The sequence below is a fragment of the Methylobacterium sp. HMF5984 genome (genome assembly GCF_045033435.1).
Taxonomy (GTDB): domain Bacteria; phylum Pseudomonadota; class Alphaproteobacteria; order Rhizobiales; family Beijerinckiaceae; genus Methylobacterium.
This window is the reverse complement of sequence record NZ_JBJFLN010000001.1, coordinates 3,042,406-3,062,779: the sequence shown is the minus strand read 5'-3', so window position 1 is coordinate 3,062,779 and position 20,374 is coordinate 3,042,406. Positions and strand designations below refer to the sequence as shown.

16 protein-coding genes, 1 tRNA gene and 2 pseudogenes are annotated in these 20,374 nt (G+C 62.1%); 15 read left to right on the top strand and 4 right to left on the bottom strand.

Annotated elements, in window-relative coordinates; translation table 11 throughout:
• The first annotated feature begins 76 nt into the window (after positions 1-76).
• Together queA and tgt are read left to right on the top strand one after the other, a co-directional pair.
• Complete coding sequence (gene queA, locus ACFZ8E_RS14820) at positions 77-1,162, top strand: tRNA preQ1(34) S-adenosylmethionine ribosyltransferase-isomerase QueA (RefSeq protein ID WP_405043096.1); 1,086 nt, start codon at positions 77-79, stop codon at positions 1,160-1,162.
• Between the two features lie 260 nt (positions 1,163-1,422).
• Positions 1,423-2,562, top strand: coding sequence for a tRNA guanosine(34) transglycosylase Tgt (gene tgt, locus ACFZ8E_RS14815; protein WP_147729673.1), 1,140 nt, complete (start codon positions 1,423-1,425; stop codon positions 2,560-2,562).
• A 167-nt stretch (positions 2,563-2,729) separates the two neighbouring features.
• Here tgt and ACFZ8E_RS14810 read toward each other — a convergent pair whose 3' ends face one another.
• Positions 2,730-3,794 (bottom strand): hypothetical protein, encoded by a 1,065-nt coding sequence (locus ACFZ8E_RS14810; protein ID WP_405043095.1) that lies wholly within the window; start codon positions 3,792-3,794, stop codon positions 2,730-2,732.
• 199 nt (positions 3,795-3,993) lie between these two features.
• On the opposite strand from ACFZ8E_RS14810, the gene ACFZ8E_RS14805 reads away from it, so the two are divergent.
• From ACFZ8E_RS14805 to ACFZ8E_RS14775, 7 genes are all read left to right on the top strand, one after another.
• Positions 3,994-4,069, top strand: a tRNA-Lys gene (locus ACFZ8E_RS14805).
• Positions 4,070-4,331: 262 nt separating this feature from the next.
• Positions 4,332-4,673, top strand: a complete 342-nt coding sequence (locus ACFZ8E_RS14800; RefSeq protein WP_405043094.1) for a hypothetical protein — start codon at positions 4,332-4,334, stop codon at positions 4,671-4,673.
• Positions 4,649-5,161 carry a hypothetical protein gene (locus ACFZ8E_RS14795; RefSeq protein ID WP_405043093.1) on the top strand — a complete coding sequence of 171 codons (513 nt, stop codon included), beginning with the start codon at positions 4,649-4,651 and terminating at the stop codon, positions 5,159-5,161. The genes ACFZ8E_RS14800 and ACFZ8E_RS14795 overlap by 25 nt, the downstream gene beginning before the upstream one ends.
• Before the next feature lies 1 nt (position 5,162).
• Entirely contained in the window at positions 5,163-5,750 is a 588-nt protein-coding gene (locus tag ACFZ8E_RS14790; RefSeq protein ID WP_405043092.1) for a hypothetical protein, read from the top strand.
• Between the two features lie 163 nt (positions 5,751-5,913).
• Positions 5,914-6,336: a hypothetical protein gene (locus tag ACFZ8E_RS14785; RefSeq protein ID WP_405043091.1), complete on the top strand. Its 423-nt coding sequence runs from the start codon at positions 5,914-5,916 to the stop codon at positions 6,334-6,336.
• Positions 6,337-7,573: 1,237 nt separating this feature from the next.
• Positions 7,574-8,269, top strand: coding sequence for a thermonuclease family protein (locus tag ACFZ8E_RS14780; RefSeq protein ID WP_405043090.1), 696 nt, complete (start codon positions 7,574-7,576; stop codon positions 8,267-8,269).
• 36 nt (positions 8,270-8,305) lie between these two features.
• Positions 8,306-10,573: an ATP-dependent RecD-like DNA helicase gene (locus ACFZ8E_RS14775; protein ID WP_405043089.1), complete on the top strand. Its 2,268-nt coding sequence runs from the start codon at positions 8,306-8,308 to the stop codon at positions 10,571-10,573.
• Here the strand turns inward: ACFZ8E_RS14775 and ACFZ8E_RS14770 are convergent.
• Positions 10,507-10,770: pseudogene (locus ACFZ8E_RS14770) on the bottom strand (SOS response-associated peptidase); the annotation flags it as partial. The gene ACFZ8E_RS14775 and the pseudogene ACFZ8E_RS14770 overlap by 67 nt on opposite strands.
• A 114-nt stretch (positions 10,771-10,884) precedes the next feature.
• Here ACFZ8E_RS14770 and ACFZ8E_RS14765 point away from each other — a divergent pair.
• Both ACFZ8E_RS14765 and ACFZ8E_RS14760 read left to right on the top strand, forming a co-directional pair.
• Entirely contained in the window at positions 10,885-12,258 is a 1,374-nt protein-coding gene (locus ACFZ8E_RS14765) for a hypothetical protein (protein WP_405043088.1), read from the top strand.
• Positions 12,259-12,340: 82 nt separating this feature from the next.
• Entirely contained in the window at positions 12,341-12,634 is a 294-nt protein-coding gene (locus ACFZ8E_RS14760; protein ID WP_405043087.1) for a hypothetical protein, read from the top strand.
• 11 nt (positions 12,635-12,645) lie between these two features.
• On the opposite strand, the gene ACFZ8E_RS14755 is transcribed toward ACFZ8E_RS14760, so the two are convergent.
• Positions 12,646-13,293 (bottom strand): SOS response-associated peptidase, encoded by a 648-nt coding sequence (locus tag ACFZ8E_RS14755; RefSeq protein WP_405043086.1) that lies wholly within the window; start codon positions 13,291-13,293, stop codon positions 12,646-12,648.
• Positions 13,294-13,511: 218 nt separating this feature from the next.
• Between ACFZ8E_RS14755 and ACFZ8E_RS14750 the strand changes: the two genes are divergently transcribed.
• From ACFZ8E_RS14750 to ACFZ8E_RS14735, 4 genes and pseudogenes are all read left to right on the top strand, one after another.
• Positions 13,512-13,721, top strand: coding sequence for a hypothetical protein (locus ACFZ8E_RS14750; RefSeq protein ID WP_405043085.1), 210 nt, complete (start codon positions 13,512-13,514; stop codon positions 13,719-13,721).
• A gap of 671 nt (positions 13,722-14,392) precedes the next feature.
• A protein-coding gene (locus ACFZ8E_RS14745) for an IS3-like element ISMex16 family transposase (RefSeq protein WP_405041759.1) occupies positions 14,393-15,744 on the top strand; the annotation gives its coding sequence in 2 pieces (ribosomal slippage) (positions 14,393-14,729 and positions 14,729-15,744; 1,353 coding nt in all).
• A gap of 133 nt (positions 15,745-15,877) precedes the next feature.
• Positions 15,878-17,019 (top strand): IS3 family transposase gene (locus tag ACFZ8E_RS14740; RefSeq protein ID WP_405042273.1). Its coding sequence is split into 2 segments (ribosomal slippage): positions 15,878-16,145 and positions 16,145-17,019, totalling 1,143 coding nucleotides; the frame shifts between segments, so codons are not numbered across the junction.
• 1,062 nt (positions 17,020-18,081) lie between these two features.
• Positions 18,082-18,534 (top strand): annotated as a pseudogene (locus ACFZ8E_RS14735) (IS3 family transposase); the annotation flags it as partial.
• 372 nt (positions 18,535-18,906) lie between these two features.
• On the opposite strand, the gene ACFZ8E_RS14730 reads toward ACFZ8E_RS14735, so the two are convergent.
• A complete protein-coding gene (locus ACFZ8E_RS14730; RefSeq protein WP_405043084.1) occupies positions 18,907-20,298 on the bottom strand; it encodes a hypothetical protein in 1,392 nt (463 codons plus the stop codon).
• Positions 20,299-20,374: the final 76 nt, after the last annotated feature.

Here is a 20,374-nt window from a genome sequence, read left to right as displayed (position 1 = left end):
GAAGCCGGTCCGGCGCGGTTCCACGCACGCCGCGCCGCATTGATTCCCGGCGCGCGCCGGTGCAGGTGCGGGCACCATGCGCGTGGACCTGTTCGATTTCGACCTGCCCGAGGCCAGCATCGCGCTGCGCCCGGCCGAACCGCGCGGCGCCGGGCGCCTGCTCGTCGTGCGCCCCGGCGACGGCCTGACCGATGCCCGCGTCGCCGACCTTCCCGGCCTGCTGCGCCGGGGCGACGCCCTGGTCTTCAACGACACCCGGGTGATCCCGGCGCGCCTTCGCGGCATCCGCACCCGGCCCGGCGCGCCCGGCCAGCGCACGGAGGTGATGCTGCATCTGCGCGAGGCGCCGGACCGCTGGCGCGCCTTCGCCCGGCCGGCCAAGCGCCTGGCGCCGGGCGACCGCGTCGTCTTCGGCCGGCACGGGGCAGGCGAGCCCTGCGAGCTCGGCGGCCTCGACGCCACCGTCGCGGCCAAGGGCGAGGGCGGCGAGATCACCTTGCGCTTCGACCTCGCCGGGCCGGCCCTCGACGAGGCCGTCGCCGCCATCGGCGAGCTGCCGCTGCCGCCCTACATCGCGGGCAAGCGCCCCACCGACGCGCGGGACGCCACCGACTACCAGACGGTCTACGCCCGCAACCCCGGCGCCGTCGCCGCTCCCACCGCCGGGCTGCACGTCTCCGACGGCCTTCTGGCGTGGCTGGACGCCGCCGGGATCGGCCGCCACACGGTCACCCTGCATGTCGGCGCCGGCACGTTCCTGCCGGTCAAGGCCGAGGACACAGCCGACCACCGCATGCACGCCGAGATCGGCTTCCTGGCGGCCGAGACCGCCGAGCGCCTGAACGCGGTGCGGGCGGCGGGCGGGCGGATCGTGGCGGTAGGCACCACCGCGCTGCGCCTGCTGGAGAGCGCGGCCGACGCGGACGGGCGCCTCCACCCCTTCGCCGGCCCGACCGAGATCTTCATCACCCCCGGCACGCGCATCCGCGCGGTCGACGCGCTGATGACCAACTTCCACCTGCCGCGCTCGACCCTGTTCATGCTGGTCTCGGCCTTCTCCGGCCTCGACACCATGCGCGCCGCCTACGCGCACGCGATCGCCGAGGGCTACCGGTTCTACTCCTACGGCGATTCGAGCCTGCTGTTTCCGGCCCAGGTCTGATAGGGCTGACCGACACCGCGCATCTCCCTCCCCCCGTCGCGGGGGAGGGTGGCCCCTGCGTGAACAGGGGTCTGGAGAGGGGAGCGCCGTATCCGGAAGCGTCGCTCCCCTCTCCCGACCCGCTTCGCGGGCCACCCTCCTCCGCAACCAAACCAGGCTTGCCCGATTTGGGCACCGGGTACACAGATCTCGGGCAAGCCCGAGATCTGTGGGGCGAGGGGGCGCTGCCCGAGGCAACCTGGAAGCCGTCTCACCTCAGCATGTCCGACACAGACTTCACCTTCGCCGTCCACGCCACCGACGGGCAAGCCCGCACCGGGGCGATCACCATGCCGCGGGGAACGATCCGCACGCCGGCCTTCATGCCGGTCGGCACCGCCGGCACGGTCAAGGCCATGTATGCGAGCCAGGTGCGCGCGCTCGGCGCCGACGTGGTGCTCGGCAACACCTACCACCTGATGCTGCGCCCGGGCGCCGAGCGGATGGCGCGGCTTGGCGGCCTGCACCGCTTCATGCGCTGGGACGGGCCGATCCTCACCGATTCCGGCGGCTTCCAGGTGATGTCGCTGTCGGCGCTCCGGAAGCTCGACGAGCAGGGCGTGACCTTCCGCTCGCATGTCGACGGCACCGCCCACCACATGTCGCCGGAGCGCTCGATCGAAATCCAGGGCCTGCTCGGCTCCGACATCCAGATGCAGCTCGACGAGTGCGTGCGCCTGCCGGCCGAGCGCGAGGCGATCGAGAAGGCGATGCGCCTCTCCCTGCGCTGGGCCGAGCGCTGCCGCACCGCCTTCGGCGAGCAGCCGGGCAAGGCTCTGTTCGGGATCGTGCAGGGCGGCGACGTGCCGGAGCTCCGGGTCGAGAGCGCCCGCGCGCTCGCCGGCCTCGACCTTAAGGGCTACGCCATCGGCGGCCTCGCGGTCGGCGAGCCGCAGGCGGTGATGCTCGCCATGATCGAGACGGTGGAGCCGCACCTGCCGCGGGCCAAGCCGCGCTACCTGATGGGCGTCGGCACCCCGGACGACCTGATGCGCTCGGTCTCGCGCGGCATCGACATGTTCGATTGCGTGATGCCGACGCGGGCCGGCCGCCACGGCCTCGCCTACACCCGCCACGGCCGGATCAACCTGCGCAACGCCCGCCACGCCGAGGACACGCGGCCGCTGGACGAGACCTCCTCCTGCGAGGCGGCGAGCGCGTATTCCCGCGCCTACCTCCACCACCTCGTCCGCTCGGACGAGATCCTGGGGATGATGCTGCTGACCTGGAACAACCTGTCCTACTACCAGGACCTCATGGCCGGGATGCGGGCGGCCATCGCCGAGGGCCGCCTCGCCGCGTTCTGCGACGCAACCCGCGAGGGCTGGGCCCGGGCCGAGCGCGACGCCGCCGCGGGCTGAGGCCGGGCGATGCCGGGCCGCGATGAGCCCGATCCATCGAGGCGCGCCTCCGCGCGACGGCCGGGCGCCGGCTCTCCGCCGGACCTCATGAGTCGTTTGCTCATGGGGCCTCGCCCAAGCGGTCCTCGCCCATGTGATCCTCGCCCATCAGACGCGGCATGGGCGCATCACGGATGCGCCAGCACCCGGTAGCTGCCGTCGGCCGCGTCCGCCCCCGTCTCCGCGGCGGCCTGCAGGCCCTCGACGATGCGGGCCGCCACCGGCAGGCGGTAGTGCAGGGCATCCCAGTAGTTCTCGTCGCGCGTCGTGATCGGCGAGGGCAGCCGGAAATCCACCACCAGCGCCCCCCGCGCCCGGCCGATCGCGGCGACGCGCGCCTTGCAGGCGGCCTCGCGCGCGCCCGCCGGCGTGCCGGCCGCCCCCTGCGCCGCCACGTGGACCGGCATGAAGGCGACGAGCTTGCGCGCCGCGCCCGGCACGGAGGCCAGCAGCGCATCGAACGCATCGAGCATGGGCATGGCGTCGCCGGCCTGGGCCGGGGGAGGCGTGCCCGGGCCGGCCGTCTCCGGATCGAGCGGGCTGCCGCCGCCATGGATGTGGCGCGCGGCGCGGACGGGGTCGTAGCTGGCCTCCGGCGGCGTGAACACGGAAAACCCGTCGCCGCGGTTGCGGGCCGGGGCGACGCCGAGGCGGTTGAGCGCGACCTGGGCCGCGATCCCGAGGCTCTGCCCGTTCACCTGCCGCAGCCAGCCCCAGGGCGCGCCCTCCGCATAGAGCCAGTCCGGGAACGGATGCGCGGTGCGGCGGGGCGCGTCGGCGGCGCACCACGTCGAATCGAGCGCGAACAGCACCGCGTGCACGGTGTTCCGGCGCAGGAACAGCCGCGCCAGCGTGCGCTGCTCGTCCGGCGTCGCGGCATTGACGGCCAAGTTGGCGAAGCGCGCCCCGAACGCCCGGTCGAGGGCGTTCGGATCGATGAGGCGCGCCGTCGAGGTGCCGAACACCGCCGCATCGTACCCGCCCGCGCGGGCGATCCGCGGATACATGAAGCGCTGGTTGCGATCCATGATCGCCCCCGGCCGGCCCGGGCGCGCGCGAAGGCCGTAGGGGTCCATCGCGGCGACGAAACCGATCGCGGCGAGGCCGGCCCCGAGGCCGGCGAGGGCGAAGGTCCCGGCGAAGCGCCGCCAGCGGCGGGAGGACGACGCCGGGGAGGAGAGGGGAGGGATCACGGCTAGCCTTCCGGCCCAAGGAGGGGGCGTTCGACCGCCGATGCCAGCAGACCATGGCGCCCGCGCGGCACGACGGCGCCCGCGCGCCTCGGATGCGACGCCGCGCGGGCCACGCCCATGTTGACCCGTCCGGCGGCCTCCCCTATTCCACCCACGCCTCCCCGGGCCCGGCCCGCGCGGCCGACCGCACGGCGGACGCGAGCGCGTAGCTCAGCTGGTAGAGCAACGGACTTTTAATCTGTAGGTCTTGGGTTCGAACCCCAACGCGCTCACCAACAATTGCAACTAGTTAGTACACTTTTCGCTTGCCGGTGACATAGGTAGGGTAACAGCAAGGGTAACAAAGCCTGGTAGAGCGACACCCGCGTGCCAATGTACCGGAAGCTCACCCCTCTGGCTGCGGATCCGCTGCAATCATAGCCTGAGGCGTGAAGCCTCTGATACCGCGCCTGCTTGTGCGGCACAGTCCGCAGCCCTTATCTCGTTTGTGGTCGCTTAACCGAGCGAGCGCACGATGCAATTTTTGGATCGGCTCAGATGACTGAGACCCCGCGCTTCGAACCCATTTATCCCGCCCATGCCATCGAGCGGTGCTCGGCAACCGTGACTTTCAGCGAGCCCGTTACCGAAAAGTTATTGCACAAAGTGCGGGCGAAAGCCGGGCCTCTATTCTCACAGCTTCAAATGGGCGCGCAAGTTCAGTCGCAACTTTCTATCGAGATAGACCCACAAAGCGGCGTCGCCACACCAAAGCAATCTGGCTTCGGTGCAATCGTGTATTCAAATATAGACCGGACACTTAATTGTATTGTTACACCTGGAGCGCTGATCTGGAATAATTTAAGATATGTTAGGTGGCAACCTTTTATAGGCAAATAGAACAAACAATACTACATCTATTGAATGTTATTTGCGACTCTGTGGATATTACGGCGATAAAATTAGAGTACTCTGATAGATTTTACTGGTCCGGTGATTGGGAGAATTTTGACAGCAAAAAGCTGCTTAGAGACGATCGAGGCATGTGGTGCGAGGTTGCAAATCGCAGCAAGCGTGAATGGCATTCTCACTCTGGTTGGTTCGACAGCATATCAGACCGATCGAAGAGGCTTATTAATATCAACGTCGATGCCGTTAGCGCCGCTCGCCCTGGGGAAAATCAAACCTCACCTTCCATATCCATTCTAACCCTGATTCAAGACCAAATTATTGAAGCCGCGGATGATGCTGACGCTGCAAGCCAGGGTAGCTTCACAGACGCAATTTCGCAGCTTGATAAGCAGCACGTGGCCTTGAAAGACATCCTGGCTGAGGTAATTGTCCCCGAGATGGCAGACCGAATCACTTTGAACCCTCCGAGCCGGTGATATGCAGGCGCTTGATGGCACCACGCTTGATCCACAGGCGGCATGGGAGCGTATGTTCAATCCCGTAGCTGCGGAGGTGAGAACCGCCGGAGATCGGCCGACGCCTTATGTGCATAATCGCGCCAAGCCGGTGCGAGGGCAGAAACTTGTTCGCAACAGGGCTGCCACGGATGCATCATCGGATCATGGCGAGACACTTTCCACGTCGATCCCTGTTTCCGATGTTGATCGTACGTTTTTCGACCCTTGGTTTTCTCGAACCATGGAATTGCTCGCTGCGGCCAGAGAGCCTGCTGCGCCAGACGCGAAAGAGCGTGCGGCGATCATAGACACAGCAGAGATGCTCGCCGCATTTCTGTCTGAAGTTGATCCCAGTTTTCGCCCCCAGCTTATGGTGGACGAGGACGGAAATGCCAGCTATGGAACGTCGGTCGAGGACTATTACCTCAATCTAACCATCGACCTGCCGGGCAAGATAACTTGGTATGCCGTCGTTGATAATAAAGAGTACTTTGAAGAGTCGGCTCCATTCAATGGCCGAAACCTTCCGAAGCTGCTGCGCAACGTCCTTCAGCTACCTACTGCTTGAGCCTGAGGCTTGCCGGCAGTGCCGGAGGGCTTTTAGTTGCGAAACAGACGCCCGCGTTACTGAAGTTAATGCGGCAGCCGGCTCGCCAGGCGCATGCGAAAGCTACAAGGCGAGTTTACGCTCGCCTGGTCGAGTCGCGGATGTGGAAAATCTTCATTACCTCGTGACCGAACCACAGGACCAAGCATTCGATTTGCGGAGCGGCAAGCTTTTGGCCGGCGTTCTGATCCAATTAGAGAAAAAAGGCCTCAGTGCTCTACGCCAAAATGCTGCAAATCAAGAGTTTGAGATAACTTTCAAGCTATTAAAAGATGCATCTATAGAGCGCGGCAAAGAACGATTTTGGCATTCGGTAGCAACGATGCCGGCAGGCAGCGTTAGGGCCAAAGACAGCGAAAAGATTTCCGCCGTATACGATACCTCAGTGGAAAATCGACGTCATCAGGCTGATATTATGGGCATATCCACAGAGAGAAAGCAAAAAGAGCGCAACAAAAAAGCTCTTCTTGATGTGATGAACTTAAACATAACTTCCACCGACGAGTTTCGTGGGGGAGTTTTCTCACATCACGCGCGGCCAGTCTAATCTATTCCTCTATAATGGGTAGATCTTAGCTCCGATCCTGTCGCGTCTTGATATAATTTGCTGATGCGGGCTGCATTATTGGGCAGCCCCGACCGACCGCCCTCACAAATTGCCGGCATCGCCTGGCCGCGTGTCGGGTCGATCACCTCGCCGGCCGGATCAGGCCAGCGGTGCACGATCGATGATGAGCAGGCGTTGCGGCATGTGATGAGGCGGCCTCCGCCCCTCAATCCAATTCTATCTGCCTGATGAGCCAGAGACGGGGGAGAACTACCAACTCGGCTAGGAGCGATGAGGCTTCTTCGGCAGAGCCTTGTCCAGCAGGGCCCTAATCTCCCGCAGGTTACCGTCGACGACCGGGCCGTGATCGCCGTCCTCCAGCACCTCTACGAACGTGCGAATGTGCGTCAGAGCCTCAATCGGGTCCAAAGGCTTCGCGAAAAATCCCGACGTACCGTCACGGATGCCGACGACGTTGGCGGGAAACGCTTCCGGATGTGGGCCCCGAGGACCACGGCAAGTCATGTTCAGCTCCTAAAGCGGACACACTCCTTTATAGCATGCGAGCAGATGCACGAAAAAGCCCGCCGCAGCTGGTGCCGGGCGGGGTGAGTTTCGGGCCAGAAGGCATCAAAAGTTGTCGCACTGCTGTGTTGATCGTGCGAACACTTTTGTGTGCTGCAGCGATGATGTCGCTGTAACACGGCCCTCATTGGGCGTTTCTTCCCTTAGACTTCGGGCCATCACTTTGGGGGTGGCCCTTTTTGTTGGGCGTCTAATAGCTTGAATGAACTCACTTTAGAAGCATTATTTTTCGTCATTTGAGCGATTTTTCAATCGTGTGGGCTATTTATGCATAATACCAGCTGTGAGACAGGCTGAGCTAGTCCGGCCTCCTTCTTTCCCAATGGCTTTCTCAAACTCGCAGCCGTTACCCTGCCACTGGCTAGCGCCCCACGAGATGCGATCGGGCCGGGGGTGACCTCAGCCCCTCAAGCGACGGCCTCCAGCAATTGCCCCGGGAGCGGGCTCCAAGCTCCAGCGATCCGGCCAGCGGACCGCGCCTTTATCTGGTCGAGGATCACGTCGAGGGAACCGTCTGGCCGCTGCTGCACCTGTGCCGTGACTGGCTCGCCGTTGTTGATGACGTTGCCCTTAGAAAGTGCGGCGTTGGCTTTCGCTGGTGTCCACTCGGACACCACTCGACAGGTCGTCGGCAACGCGTAGGGTCCTTTGCATGCGTTACCCCCTGCTCGCCGCCATTGTCATGTTGCAGGGTGGGGGCGCATTCGCTGCTGAACCGATCGTCGGGCGCGCCAGCGTCACCGATGGCGATACTGTGGTGATCCACGGGACCCGCATCCGTCTCTTCGGGATCGACGCGCCGGAGAGCGCTCAGGTGTGTGAGGACGCCTCTGGCAAGGAGTATCGCTGCGGCCAGGTCGCGGCTCTCGCGCTGTCCGATCGGATCGGCGAGGCGCCGATCTCATGTGAGCCTCGGGATACCGACCGCTATGGTCGCACCGTTGCCATCTGCAGGAAGGGCTCCGAGGACCTGAACGCCTGGATGGTCGCGCAGGGCCATGCTGTCGCATTCCGGCGCTACTCGAGCGACTATGCCGAACAGGAAGCACAGGCACGGGCGGCCAAGCGCGGGGTCTGGGCTGGCACGTTCGAAGACCCAGCGGGCTGGCGTAGGACAAGTCGAGGTGGAGCAGCGGCGCGAGCGGCCGATGAGCCGACGCCGGCCGGCTCAAACGCTTCGATGACCTGCACGATCAAGGGCAACATCTCGGCCAAGGGTGATCGGATCTACCATCTGCCGGGTACGAGCGCCTACACGCGCACCGTGATCGACGAGCGGGCCGGCGAGCGCATGTTCTGCACCGAGGACGAGGCGAAAGCTGCCGGGTGGCGGTCCCCGCGCGGATGAAATGGATCCAAAGGAGGCGGCGTTCAGACGCCAACCATGAACCAGAGTCCGACGCCCACCCAATTCGATCGGGGTGCGCCCATCGAGACGCTCGCCGGCACGATCGAGCGCGTCACCTTCCACAACGCCGAGACCGGGTTCTGCGTGCTCAAGGTCCAGGCCCGGGGCAAGCGTGACCTCGTACCGGTGATTGGTCATGCACCTGCCATTGCCGCCGGTGAGTGGATCACGGCAACCGGGATCTGGTTCACCGATCGGCAGCACGGACTCCAGTTCAAAGCCGACACGCTCAAGGCCACGCCACCGACCGGGGTCGAGGGCATCGAGCGTTACCTCGCCTCCGGCTACATGAGGGGCATCGGGCCGGCCATGGCCAAGCGCATCGTGACGCTGTTCGGTGAGGCCACGTTCGAGATCATCGAAGCCGATCCCGAGCGCTTGAAAGAGGTCTCCGGCATCGGCCCGACGCGGGCGGCCCGCATCGTTTCTGGCTGGGCCGAGCAGAAGGCCGTGCGCGAGATCATGATCTTCCTACACGCGCACGGGGTCGGCACGGCGCGCGCGGTTCGGATCTTCAAGACCTACAGCCACGAGTCGATCGTCGTGATGACCGAGGACCCATACCGGCTCGCGCGCGACATCCGCGGCATCGGCTTCCGCACGGCGGACGCGATCGCGATGCGTCTCGGGCTGACCAAGGAGGCGCCACAGCGGCTGCGGGCTGGCGTGTCGTTCGCGCTGCAAACCGCCATGGACGAGGGGCATTGCGGTCTGCCGATCGAACGGCTGATCGTGCTCGCCCAGAAGCTCCTCGAGGTCGATATCGCTCTTGTCCGCACCGCCGTCGCCGACGAGCTCGCGCGTGGCGAGGAGGTCATCGCCGATACGGTCGAGGCCGAGCCCTGTGTCTTCCTGAAGGGCCTGCACGCTGCCGAGCGCGCGATCGCCGAACGGCTCATCACCCGGGCTCGCGGCTTACCATCATGGCCCAGCATCGACCTCGACAAGGCTCGCCCCTGGGTCGAGGCGAAGACCGGCAAGATGCTGTCGCCCTCTCAGGCCGAAGCCATCCGTCTGATGCTGGCCTCGAAGCTCTGCGTCATCACCGGCGGTCCCGGCGTCGGCAAGACTAGCACCCTCGATTCGCTCCTGCGCATCCTGACGGCCAAGGGTGTGAAGGTGCTGCTCGCCGCACCCACGGGGCGTGCCGCCAAGCGGATGACCGAGCAGACCCGGCTCGAGGCCAAGACCATCCACCGGCTGCTGGAGATCGATCCGAAGCGCGGCGGCTTCTCCCGCAACGAGGAGAACCCGCTCGACTGCGACCTGCTCGTGCTCGACGAGTGCTCGATGATTGACGTGCCATTGATGAACGCCTTGCTGAAGGCGGTGCCCGAGCGCTCAGGGCTTCTGCTCGTCGGCGATGTCGATCAGCTCCCCTCGGTCGGTCCAGGCCAGGTGCTGGCCGACCTCATCGCGTCTGACCGCGTGCCGGTGGCGCGACTGACCGAGGTGTTCCGCCAGGCAGCCGAGAGCCGGATCATCGTGAACGCCCACCGCATCAACCAGGGCCAGATGCCGGAGCGGCCACAGCCGGGCGAGAAGGCCGACTTCTACCTGATCGAGATCGACGACCCGGACGTGGGCGTTGGCAAGCTGATCGAGGTCGTGACCAAGCGCATCCCGCGCTCGTTCGGTCTCGATCCAACCCGGGACGTCCAGGTCCTGACGCCGATGCTGCGGGGCTCGCTCGGCTCGCGCAACCTCAACCACGAGCTTCAACGCGTGCTGAACCCGAACCCGGCTCAACAGATCGAGCGCTTCGGCTGGCGCTTCGCTCCCGGCGATCGGGTGATGGAGACCCAGAACGACTACGACCGCGACGTCTTCAACGGCGATCTCGGCATGGTGGCGCGCATCGACGAGGAAGAAGGCGCGGTCGTGGTCACCTTCGATGGGCGTGAGGTCGTCTACCCCTACGGCGAGCTCGACACGCTGGTGCCAGCCTTCGCTACGACGATCCACAAGAGCCAGGGCTCGGAGTATCCTGCCGTGGTGATCCCGATCGTGACGCAGCACTTCAACATGCTGGCGAGGAACCTGCTCTACACCGGCGTCACCCGCGGCAAGCAGCTCGTCGTGCTGATCGGGCAGCGCAAGGCGATCGGCATGGCGGTGCGGGGTGGGAGCGCGAGGCGGCGCTGGACGAAGCTGCGGGAATGGTTGGCTGGGCCATATCAGGCACCATCGCCCCGCGATTCGCGAGCAACCTCCATGATCTCGGCGTCCCGCAGCGGCGGCTGAAACTGCAATGCCTCCTCCACCAGCGCCTCCAGCCACGTGCGCCACTCCTCCGACGTGGTCAGCAGCGCTGGCATCGCCTTCGGATGCACCGGCCCGACGACGCCGTTCGCCTCCGTCGTGAGGAAGGCGTAGAGCCGGTGTTCCTCCTCGACCGGCTCGTCGCGCTTCGGGCCGCGCACGCCCGTCCACGGTCGCCAGGAAGAACGTTGTTTTGTGTCATGTCATGCGGCTGTAGGTGCCGCTCTCAGTCGCCGGGATCAGGAACAGTGTACGCATTGCGACACGCTCGGGCATGGTTCTAAATTCGGTGCATGTCCGCACTGAAATCACGCCGCATCAGATTTAGCGCATTGGCGACGCTCAGCGTCCTCACCGGACGAGCAGTTGCCGAGGATGGTCCATCGATCGCTTGGCCGGAGCCTGGTAGGCGGGCCACGATCAGCCGACCGTTCGGAGGCTCAACCATCGCGGTCAGCGTTTCGTCACGCACGGCCGGCGCTATCGATAGCCTGACTTGGACCGACACGCAGTTCATCAACGCCCACGACCACGGTCGCGAACTACAATCAGCCTCGTCCTACGACGGTTACGGTGAGTGCCTCAACCCGACCGAGGCCGGCAGTGATGGGGACGCCAATGGCCCAAGCAGTTCAAGTTTACTCACCGCTCTTGAGATAGGCCCGGCGATGCTGCTGACGCGCACCCAGATGGCCTACTTCATGTCGCCGGGCCGGCCGGTTGGGAGTTGCCCGAAAGGCCCCGGCCCTTACAACTCACCGCGTTCTGACGACGTCCTGACGAAGCGGGTCACCCTCGGGAGTGCAGGTGTCGCCAACGCGATCGAATACCGCGCGACCTTCACCACCGCGCAGGCTCACGACTCGGCCACGTTCGAAGTCGCGACCGCCTACATGCCGCCCGACTTTGCCCATTTCTGGAGCTTCGACCCGGCGACGGCCCAGGCCGCCGTGCTCTCGCCAGAGGCTGGGGAGCAGAGCCTACCGGTGATTCTGTCCACCGCAGACGGCTCGCGGGCAATGGGCGTCTACAGCCCGAGCCTGCCTCAGCCGGCGCTGCCGAACGCTGGCTATGGCCGCTTCGATTTCTCGACACTGCCGGGGGCCGGCAACGCCACGGTAAAGTGGAACTGCGTGTTCCGCGCGAACGCGATCCCAGCCGGTGACCACACCTACACCTGCTACGTGGTTGTCGGCACGCTACAGGACGTGAAGGACGGTATGCGCGTTCTGCGTACTGCGCTCGGTGGTGTCCCGGCGCCTGTCGTACAATCGAACGCCACACAGATGCCGCACGCTGAAGTCGCCACGGGTGTCGCGCTCTTTGTTGGAATAGAGGCCGGTTGCAACGCTGGCGTGGTCACAGTCGATCCTGGGTACAAGGGATGCGCTACGGCGCCCGTGGGCTCAACAAGAGCGCGGCCTACTTCATCCGGAGATGTGGCCGTCTTTGTCGGCACGGCAGTTGGGCTCGATGCGGGACTTGTCACAAGCAACCCAAACCATCTCAACGCCGGCACGCGGCCTATCGGCTTCCTTACCAACGTCGGCTCAGACGGAACCCCGCTCTATGTCGGCACGCAAGGAGGCTGCAACGCGGGAGTTGTTTCCACCAACCCGGCCCATCTCAATTGCCGCAGTGCTCCACTCGGATCCGCAGCGCGCTAGGACGTGTAAAGGTTGCCAGGCGCGGAGCTTCATGAGCACCTGTCTTGAGGGATGAAACGCGCAACCTGGGAAGGTTCACCCGATGCAGCAGGGCATGCCCGACGCTGACAAAGCCGCTCGGACCATCGCCGAGAATGTCTACGCGGCGTTCTACCGGCAGGAGACGATACCAGCCCAATCGCCTGAGGAGCAGACGATCGTCACGCGGCTCGTGGAGGCGATCCGACCGCAGATCAGCAGTGGCTCCCCGGGTGCAATCGTCGAGGTTGCTAACGCCGCGTTGTCGGCCTGGGAACAGCGTGATCCAGATGTGAGTGGCCCTCGCGTTGTAGCCATCAATCAGACGGACGGCGCCGTTACGATGCGGTTCTGGTAGGGGCTGTGCCTTTAAGCCCCGTCGCGCTTCGCACCACGCGCGACGATCTTGAGAGCGCCGTCGCGCAAGGGCCGCTGCAGTTTGGCGGCTTCCGGCCATTCAGCGGACAACCACGTTTCGTGTTCGTCCTCAGTGGTGAGGATCGCCGGCATTGCCTTCGGGTGGATCTCTCCGACCTCGGCATTCGGCTCCGTTGTCAGGAAGGCGTACAGGTCGTCCTCGGTTTCGCCGTCCTTGACCTTCCGGACGGATTTCCACCCGTCGAGCAGGATGCCGGCGAAACACGCCAGCGGGCGGTCTTCTCCGAGCGCAAACCAAATGTCACCCCCGGCCTTCGCATTGAACTCGCTGAACGAGGTCAAGGGCACGAGGCAGCGGTGCTGTGGCTTCAGCCACCGGCGCCAGTGCGGCGACCGGGTGTTGCGGACGTTGGTGACGCCTGCATCGACCTTTTTGCCCTTAAGTGCGAACTCGGGCGACGGCATGCCCCAGCGCATCATCGCGAGCGTGCGTTCGCCCTCCAGCATCCGCACGACCGGCGCCATTGTGTTCGGGAAGATACCGGGCAGCGGCGGCAAATTGCCGGCGTCATCGCGCTGGACGCCGAACGCCTTCCGGATCGCGTCCTGACCCTTGTTGAGACTGTAGAGGTTGCACATGCCGGTACCGTGCGACGGCCAAGTGCGCGAGGGCAAGTCCCTCCGTTCGGTCAGCTTCCCTCGACGCCGATTGCGGCCCGGTACGTCTAACCGATCAGGGCGCGCGGGCTGGCATCTAACACTGATGGGATCCGCGTCTTTTTGGACTGAGCGCCCGCCGTGGATCGGCCTCATTAACCGATCACCGGCATCCTACGATCCATCGTAAGGGTTCCAGCGTGCCGAAGATCCCCACCGTCGCCGTAGCCGGATTGTGGTCCGCGATCACCGTGGCGGCGCTCGGCGTCGTTGCGATGGATCAGGCGCAATCGATGCGCCGCGCCGACGCCATCACCGCGCCGGCCGCCATCGCGGCCGATCCCGCGACCACGGCCGCGATCATCCTCACCGACGCGACCGGCAACCGATACCGGAAGCGGGTCGACTGAGAGCCGCTAGCTCGGCTGCTCCTCGGTCTGCGCGATCACGGCCGCGTCGTCCATCGGCGGCGTCGGGCCGAGGTCGGGCATCGGATCGCCGGTCGGCTCCTGGGGGCCCGGCGACGGATCTCCGATCGGCGGCGGATCGGTGCCCGGCTATCCGGTCGCTACATCCAACTCCCGTCGTTGATCCGCGAACGAATTGGCGGACGTTCGGCGAGTGAGTGCGCGTGAGAAATTCCTGCCGCGAGCGCATGGGCTGCTGACGAATAGGATTGCGTGGATCGGGAGGGGTGAAAGCCAGCTGTGGTCACCGACCACCGAAAACGTTCCCTATCGCTCCGGCATGCAGAAACGGCGACGCTATGGTTGGGCAGCGTTGGGATTTGCATGTTGCAGCATGCCATGGCCGCTCGCCCGAACTATGGCCGGGAGATCGTCGAGGGTGCTCGTCTCGACAACCGCACCCCGGCAGCTATCCTGCTAGGATGCGCATAGCCCTTACCGCCCTCGCACTCGTCGCTATGGCCGGAGGTGCCAGCGCACAGCAGCAGATGCCGACCGTCCCGGAGCTGCTGACGGCTGAAAGGAAGGCTGTCCGACGTCAGCACCTGTGGGACAGAATGAGGGTCTTCACGAACGGAGGATGGCTGGTTCATCGTAGCCCCTGAGGAGCGAAGATGAAGCAGACATCCGGACCGGCCAAGAAGCCGGCAGAAGCGGTGATCAAGGACATCCGTCGGGCCACACGTCGGCAGTTCTCGTCCGAGGAGAAGATCCGTGTGGTGCTGGAAGGCTTGCGTGGCGAGGACAGCATCGCGGAGTTGTGCCGACGTGAGGGGATTGCCGCCTCGATGTACTACGGCTGGTCCAAGGAGTTCCTGGAGGCTGGCAAGAAGCGCCTGTCCGGTGACACGTCTCGTGCGGCCACCACGGATGAGGTGCGGGATCTCCGTCGCGAAGCGGGGGCGCTGAAGGAGGTCGTAGCTGATCTCGTCCTGGAGAACCGTTTGCTTAAAAAAAGCATGAGCGGGGCTGGGGGCGACGAGGCATGAGGTACCCGGCCCCCGAGAAGCTGGAGATCATCCGGCTGGTCGAGCAATCCCACCTGCCGGTGCGTGCCACCCTGGACAAGCTCGGCATCACGCGCTCGACGTTCTACCGCTGGTACGACGCCTACCAGCGCGGCGGCCCCGAGGCGTTGAATGACCATCCTTCGCAGCCGAGCCGGGTCTGGAACCGTCTACCTGCAGAGATCCGCGAGCAGATCGTTGCCTTGGCTCTGGAGCAGCCTGAACTCAGTCCGCGTGAGCTGGCGGTGCGCTTCACCGACGAGCGGCGCTACTTCGTCTCGGAAGCGACCGTCTACCGGTTGCTCAAGTCTCAGAACCTGATCACCAGCCCGGCCTATATCGTCATCAAGGCCGCCGACGAGTTCCGCGATAAAACCACCGCGCCCAACCAGCTTTGGCAGACGGACTTCACCTACTTGAAGGTCGTTGGCTGGGGCTGGTACTACCTGTCGACGGTCCTGGACGACTTCTCACGCTACATCGTCGCCTGGAAGCTGTGCACGACGATGCAGGCCAGCGACGTCACCGCCACGCTCGACCTGGCGCTGGGTGCGGCTGGGCTCGATCAGGCGCGGGTGATGCCGCGGCCACGCCTGCTCTCCGACAACGGTCCAAGCTACGTCGCCAGCGACCTGGCTGACTGGCTCGGCATTCGGGGCATGACCCACATCCGCGGTGCGCCATGCCATCCGCAAACGCAGGGCAAGATCGAGCGTTGGCATCAGACACTCAAGAACCGCATCCTGCTCGAACACGCGTACTTGCCCGGCGAGTTGGAGACGCAGGTTGCCGACTTCGTCGAACACTACAACCATGCCCGAGCCCATGAGAGCCTGAGCAACCTCACGCCCGCCGACGTCTACTTCGGACGCGGCGAAGGGATCCTGGCCGAGCGGGAACGCATCAAGCGCCAGACCCTGATGGATCGCCGCTTGCGCCACCACGCGCAGGCTGCCTAACCTCTTACCCCAGATGAACCAGAGCCTCCGCTCCTGAACACCGCTGAATGTCCCAAATCATCTGACGACGGACAACCGGCTGGCTTTGGACCGGGCTGATTGAGAGGATCAGCCAGGACCAAAGGAGTTGGACATGCGGCGAGGCCAGAAGACGAACGCGGAGCAGGTCGTGCTCAAGCTGCGTCAGATTGAGGTGCAGACGGCCCAGGGCAAGAGTTTGGCCCTTGCATGCAGGGAGGCGGAGATCTCCGAGCAGAGTTACTACCGCTGGCGCAAGGAGTACGGCGGCCTTCAGGTCGATCAAGCCAGGAAGATGAAGGATCTGGAGCGCGAGAACGCTCGTCTGCGCCGGCTCGTCGCCGACCTTTCTCTAGAGAAGCAGGTGCTGGCGGACGTCGCCTCGGGAAACTTGTAGCCCCCGAGCGACGCAGGCAGGCGGTGAACGGCATCCGCGAGAAGTACGGCCTCTCGGAACGTCACGCCTGCCGGATCGTCGGTCAGCACCGCGGCACGCAACGCTACGTGCCTACCGTGCTGGCCGACGAGGATGCACTGACCCAGGCCATGATCGCCCTGGCGTCCGAGTACGGACGCTACGGCTACCGCCGAGTCACCGCGCTGCTACAGGCAGCCGGCTGGCAGGTAGGCAAAGACCGGGTTCAGCGCATCTGGCGTCGCGAGGGGCTGAAGGTCCCCAGCCGACATAGACCCCGCAGCCGCTTGTGGCTGAACGACGGCTCCTGCGTGCGGCTACGACCGCTTCATCGCAATCACGTCTGGAGCTTCGACTTCGTGCAAGCCCAGACGCACGATGGGCGCTCTCTGCGCATCCTAACGCTGATTGACGAGCACAGCCGTGCCTGCCTCGCGCTGAAGGTGGCGCGGCGCATCAACAGCGTCGGCGTGATCGAGGCGCTGGCCGACGCGATGTGCCTGCACGGCATCCCGGAGCACATTCGCTGCGACAATGGCCCAGAGATGATCTCCAAGGCGTTGCGCAAATGGGTCGCCAAAGCTGGCTCACAGATCCAGTACATCGCGCCAGGATCCCCGTGGGAGAATGGCTACTGCGAGAGCTTTAACGGCAAGCTGCGCGACGAGTGCCTACGCCAGGAGATCTTCTACTCGCTGAAGGAGGCGCAGATCGTGATCGGTCTCTGGCAAACCACCTACAACCGCGTTCGACCGCATTCGTCGCTGGGCTATCGGCCGCCCGCGCCCGTCAGCTACCCGGGTCTGGCCTTCCGGCTACCCATGGCCGCCACCATGCAGTAGCCTCTCAATTGGCTCGGTCCAAAATACCGGTCAGGTCACCTGCAAGCGTAGCTCTCAGGTCATATTTCCGGTTTATCGTTCATTCGTAAAAACGGCTTTCTGTATTTCTGTGAGAATGGTTTCAATGATGGCCAAACACGACCGCGTCGCCCTCATGACGGAGCGATAAACTTGGGATTGCCACCGTCACGCGCATCCCGCGGCCACACAGGCCCATTAGAGCGGTAACCACCTTCCAGCAACCCGTAAAATCGCAAAAACGGTTTTCTGTGACCGTACAAAGGCTCGATTAGCACCGCTGATTAGACTGGGGCTTAGCCCCGCTGGCAGTCCACCGCCGGGCGGCTGGGCAGGGAGCAAGGCCGGAAGGCGCAGCGTGCCTTGAAGCCGGACCTGTCAACTGGTCTCTGCCCAGTGAAGCGGTCGAAGGCTTCCGGGTCGCATCAGCGACCGTCACTGACAAGCGAAAATCGCCGCCGGCGGGTTGCGGGAGTCGTTGGGGGGGGCGCGAGTAGGGCGCGTCCAGCAGGGGACACCATGGCTCTCAGAGGTTAGGCGCGAGCGCCGGATCGACCTGCCCGTTGACGATGACGACGCTTGGCGGGCAGACCAGGGGGAAAGCGGCTGTGGACCGCGTTCCAGGTGGCGGCATCGGGACAGAGCCACCGGGTCAGGGTCTCCATCTCATGATGGGCGTGCTGCAGATCCCGCTGCACGATTGGCTCGTAGTGAGCGATCCGGTTTCGCAAACTGCGGATGTCGTCGAGTTTCCCGGGCACGTTCTTGCGCTGCAGGCCCTGCGAGCTCAAAAAATCGGCTACAGGACGCCCCAAAGATGGCTCTGGTGGCGATTGAACATGCCGGTCCATAACCTGAAGCTGAGTTCCGCCACCACATGCCCCCGCGTCAGCCGTGATCCGAGAGAGGCCATTTTTGGTGTGCCTCATGGACCTTTTGTTGAAGAAGGTAGGGCCGAACCACGGCGGAATCGCTGTACCAGGTCGCAGAGAACCGGGCGCTCAGCGCATCATCGACCCTATTTCGCAGGACGACCTCAAGGGTATGCAGCGGCGTATCTCGGATCTGACTTTGGAGAAGCTGATCCTGAAGGAGGCAGCCTCGGGAAACTTCTGAGCCCGGCTCGCCGCCGGGCTTGCGTCGACTACGTCGTTGCCGAGCACGGCGCGTCGGAACGCTTCGCCTGTCGTGTCCTGGGGCAACATCGCTCGACCCAGCGCAAATGCGCCGTCGTGGTTGAGGATAAGGCCGCTGTGACGGCCGCCATCGTCGCCCTGGCGCTGCAGTATGGGCGCTACGGCTATCGTCGAATCACGACCTTGCTCCGGCGTAACGGCTGTACGGTGAACGTGAAGCAAGTCGATCCTCCGACAGGCTCAGGATGAGGGCCTCTGGCGCCGCCAGGTCCTTAAAGTTCCCTCTCGCCATTCGAAGCGGTCGCGCCTCTGGCTCAACGACGGCTCCTGCCTGCGACTGCGCCCGAAGCGGCCTGACCATGGTGTTATAATTAAATAAAAGCTAGAATTAACACGGAGGATCAGTGTCAAGCTGTTCTATGATAATAAAACTGCACAAATAAACTGTAATTTACAACCAACTGACCAATAAATATTAAAACTAGGCGGATCATAAATTATTTTACCTTTTTCAAATCAATGCTTGGCCTATTTTATTTTCTAAGTAAATATCATAATTTCATAAGACATCCCGACCTATAACACCCAGATGCTATTTAATTATATAAATCCATCGGAAGGCACTATTTGAACAACGGTCCATACGCCACCTACAATGTCAAAAATCATTAACTTTGAGCCCATAGACCTTTCTGGCCGCCAGCTAAGCTTGGGCATTATTTTGTAAGGCCGTTTATATTTTATTGATGGCAGCGTATCTTAAGATAGGTTTTTTTAATAATCGTGCAAAGGCGAATCCTCCGCAGATGAAGAAGGAAAAATTATCGTTAGTCGAATAATCTACATATGCAGCAAGACAAACGGCACAAATAATAAAAAATATTAGCCGTAGAACATCTCTATTATATAGACTGTTATTCATTCCATTACGATATAAATAATAACGGAATGACATTTGAGAGATTTGACTAAATACTAATGTTAGCCCAGCAAATGTTGGGGCGATTAACAAAAATACTGATAGATACTTAGTGGCTTGAAGAAATGGATATAAGTATACTCGCAAGTTTATTGGAAGCATATTATAGAAGTAAAATATAGTCCTTATGGCAAGAAGCGCTATTATCCATATAACTTCAGACAGAATAAAGTTGGCACGAATAATATCGCATGAGGAGCCAATTATTATACCAATAGTGCCAAGCCCGGAAGCCCATAGCCATGCATTAATCTTGATAGGATAGTTTTTGTATTCCTTAACTTGTGGCGTCACAGAGGGATGTATTTCTTTCAATGCTGCTGTCATATCATTTTCATAGTATCCTAGCTCATAGATGCACATCACAGAAATTATTAACCAAGGTACAATAAGGAAAGCCTGCAAAAAAGAGGAAAAATTATAGCCTATAGCGGCGATTGAGATAAGTATGTCAACAAAAAATAACTGATCTACCACATATAATTTCGGATATTTTGCCGCTATCGTGTAGCGCATAGGCAGATATAGCTTGTGACTTGATTTACGATCATCCCCTTGCGGATCGATAAGTAAGCCATTCCGAACAAATTGAAGCAAGTCTTGATCGTCAAGAGAATCGGTGATGCAGGTTGAATTCTTCGTCGCCTCATCGGGTAGTACCATTTGCACGAGTTTAAGCTTTCCCAGACTAAAAAAACCTAAGCTTGCAATGGCTGGGGTTGCAATAAGTCTTGCACTCTGCCACCGACTTCCCTTTAGTAATGGTTTTATAATCCAGCATATGCCAAAACTTGCGATTATAGTACGCTGAATATCCCCCTCTGAAAACGCATTTGAAACTACTCGGCTGTTGAATTTTTCGAAAATTGATGGCGCACGTCGCCTCCATAAAAATATATTCCACGGCGTAAGAATGGCGATCGTACTGCAGCAGGCGTAATCTCGCAGACGGTAATAGTGAGGGAGACCAAAAATTTTCCAGGGAATCAGGTGTCTAGCTATAAAATCTATTAACGAGATAAGGAAACTAGGCTCGCAGTTTTGGATAAACATCTCAGTGCTATTGCTTGCAAACAAGGTATGATCAAAATCGAGTATTATCAGGGCATTTTTATCCTCGGCCTTATCTGAGATCAAATTTGGCATACTAGTTCTTTGCATCGAAACAGCCTTTTCTCTCCTTGCTGAATATATTTTTGAATTTATATTGATTTATTATAAT

Excerpts from the sequence above, each read along its gene's own strand:
- queA (WP_405043096.1), top strand. The coding sequence starts at position 77 with ATGCGCGTGGACCTGTTCGATTTCGACCTGCCCGAGGCCAGCATCGCG.
- tgt (WP_147729673.1), top strand. The coding sequence starts at position 1,423 with ATGTCCGACACAGACTTCACCTTCGCCGTCCACGCCACCGACGGGCAA.
- ACFZ8E_RS14800 (WP_405043094.1), top strand. The coding sequence starts at position 4,332 with ATGACTGAGACCCCGCGCTTCGAACCCATTTATCCCGCCCATGCCATC.
- ACFZ8E_RS14790 (WP_405043092.1), top strand. The coding sequence starts at position 5,163 with ATGCAGGCGCTTGATGGCACCACGCTTGATCCACAGGCGGCATGGGAG.
- ACFZ8E_RS14780 (WP_405043090.1), top strand. The coding sequence starts at position 7,574 with ATGCGTTACCCCCTGCTCGCCGCCATTGTCATGTTGCAGGGTGGGGGC.
- ACFZ8E_RS14775 (WP_405043089.1), top strand. The coding sequence starts at position 8,306 with ATGAACCAGAGTCCGACGCCCACCCAATTCGATCGGGGTGCGCCCATC.
- ACFZ8E_RS14765 (WP_405043088.1), top strand. The coding sequence starts at position 10,885 with ATGTCCGCACTGAAATCACGCCGCATCAGATTTAGCGCATTGGCGACG.
- ACFZ8E_RS14760 (WP_405043087.1), top strand. The coding sequence starts at position 12,341 with ATGCAGCAGGGCATGCCCGACGCTGACAAAGCCGCTCGGACCATCGCC.
- ACFZ8E_RS14755 (WP_405043086.1), bottom strand. The coding sequence starts at position 13,293 with ATGTGCAACCTCTACAGTCTCAACAAGGGTCAGGACGCGATCCGGAAG.
- ACFZ8E_RS14730 (WP_405043084.1), bottom strand. The coding sequence starts at position 20,298 with ATGCCAAATTTGATCTCAGATAAGGCCGAGGATAAAAATGCCCTGATA.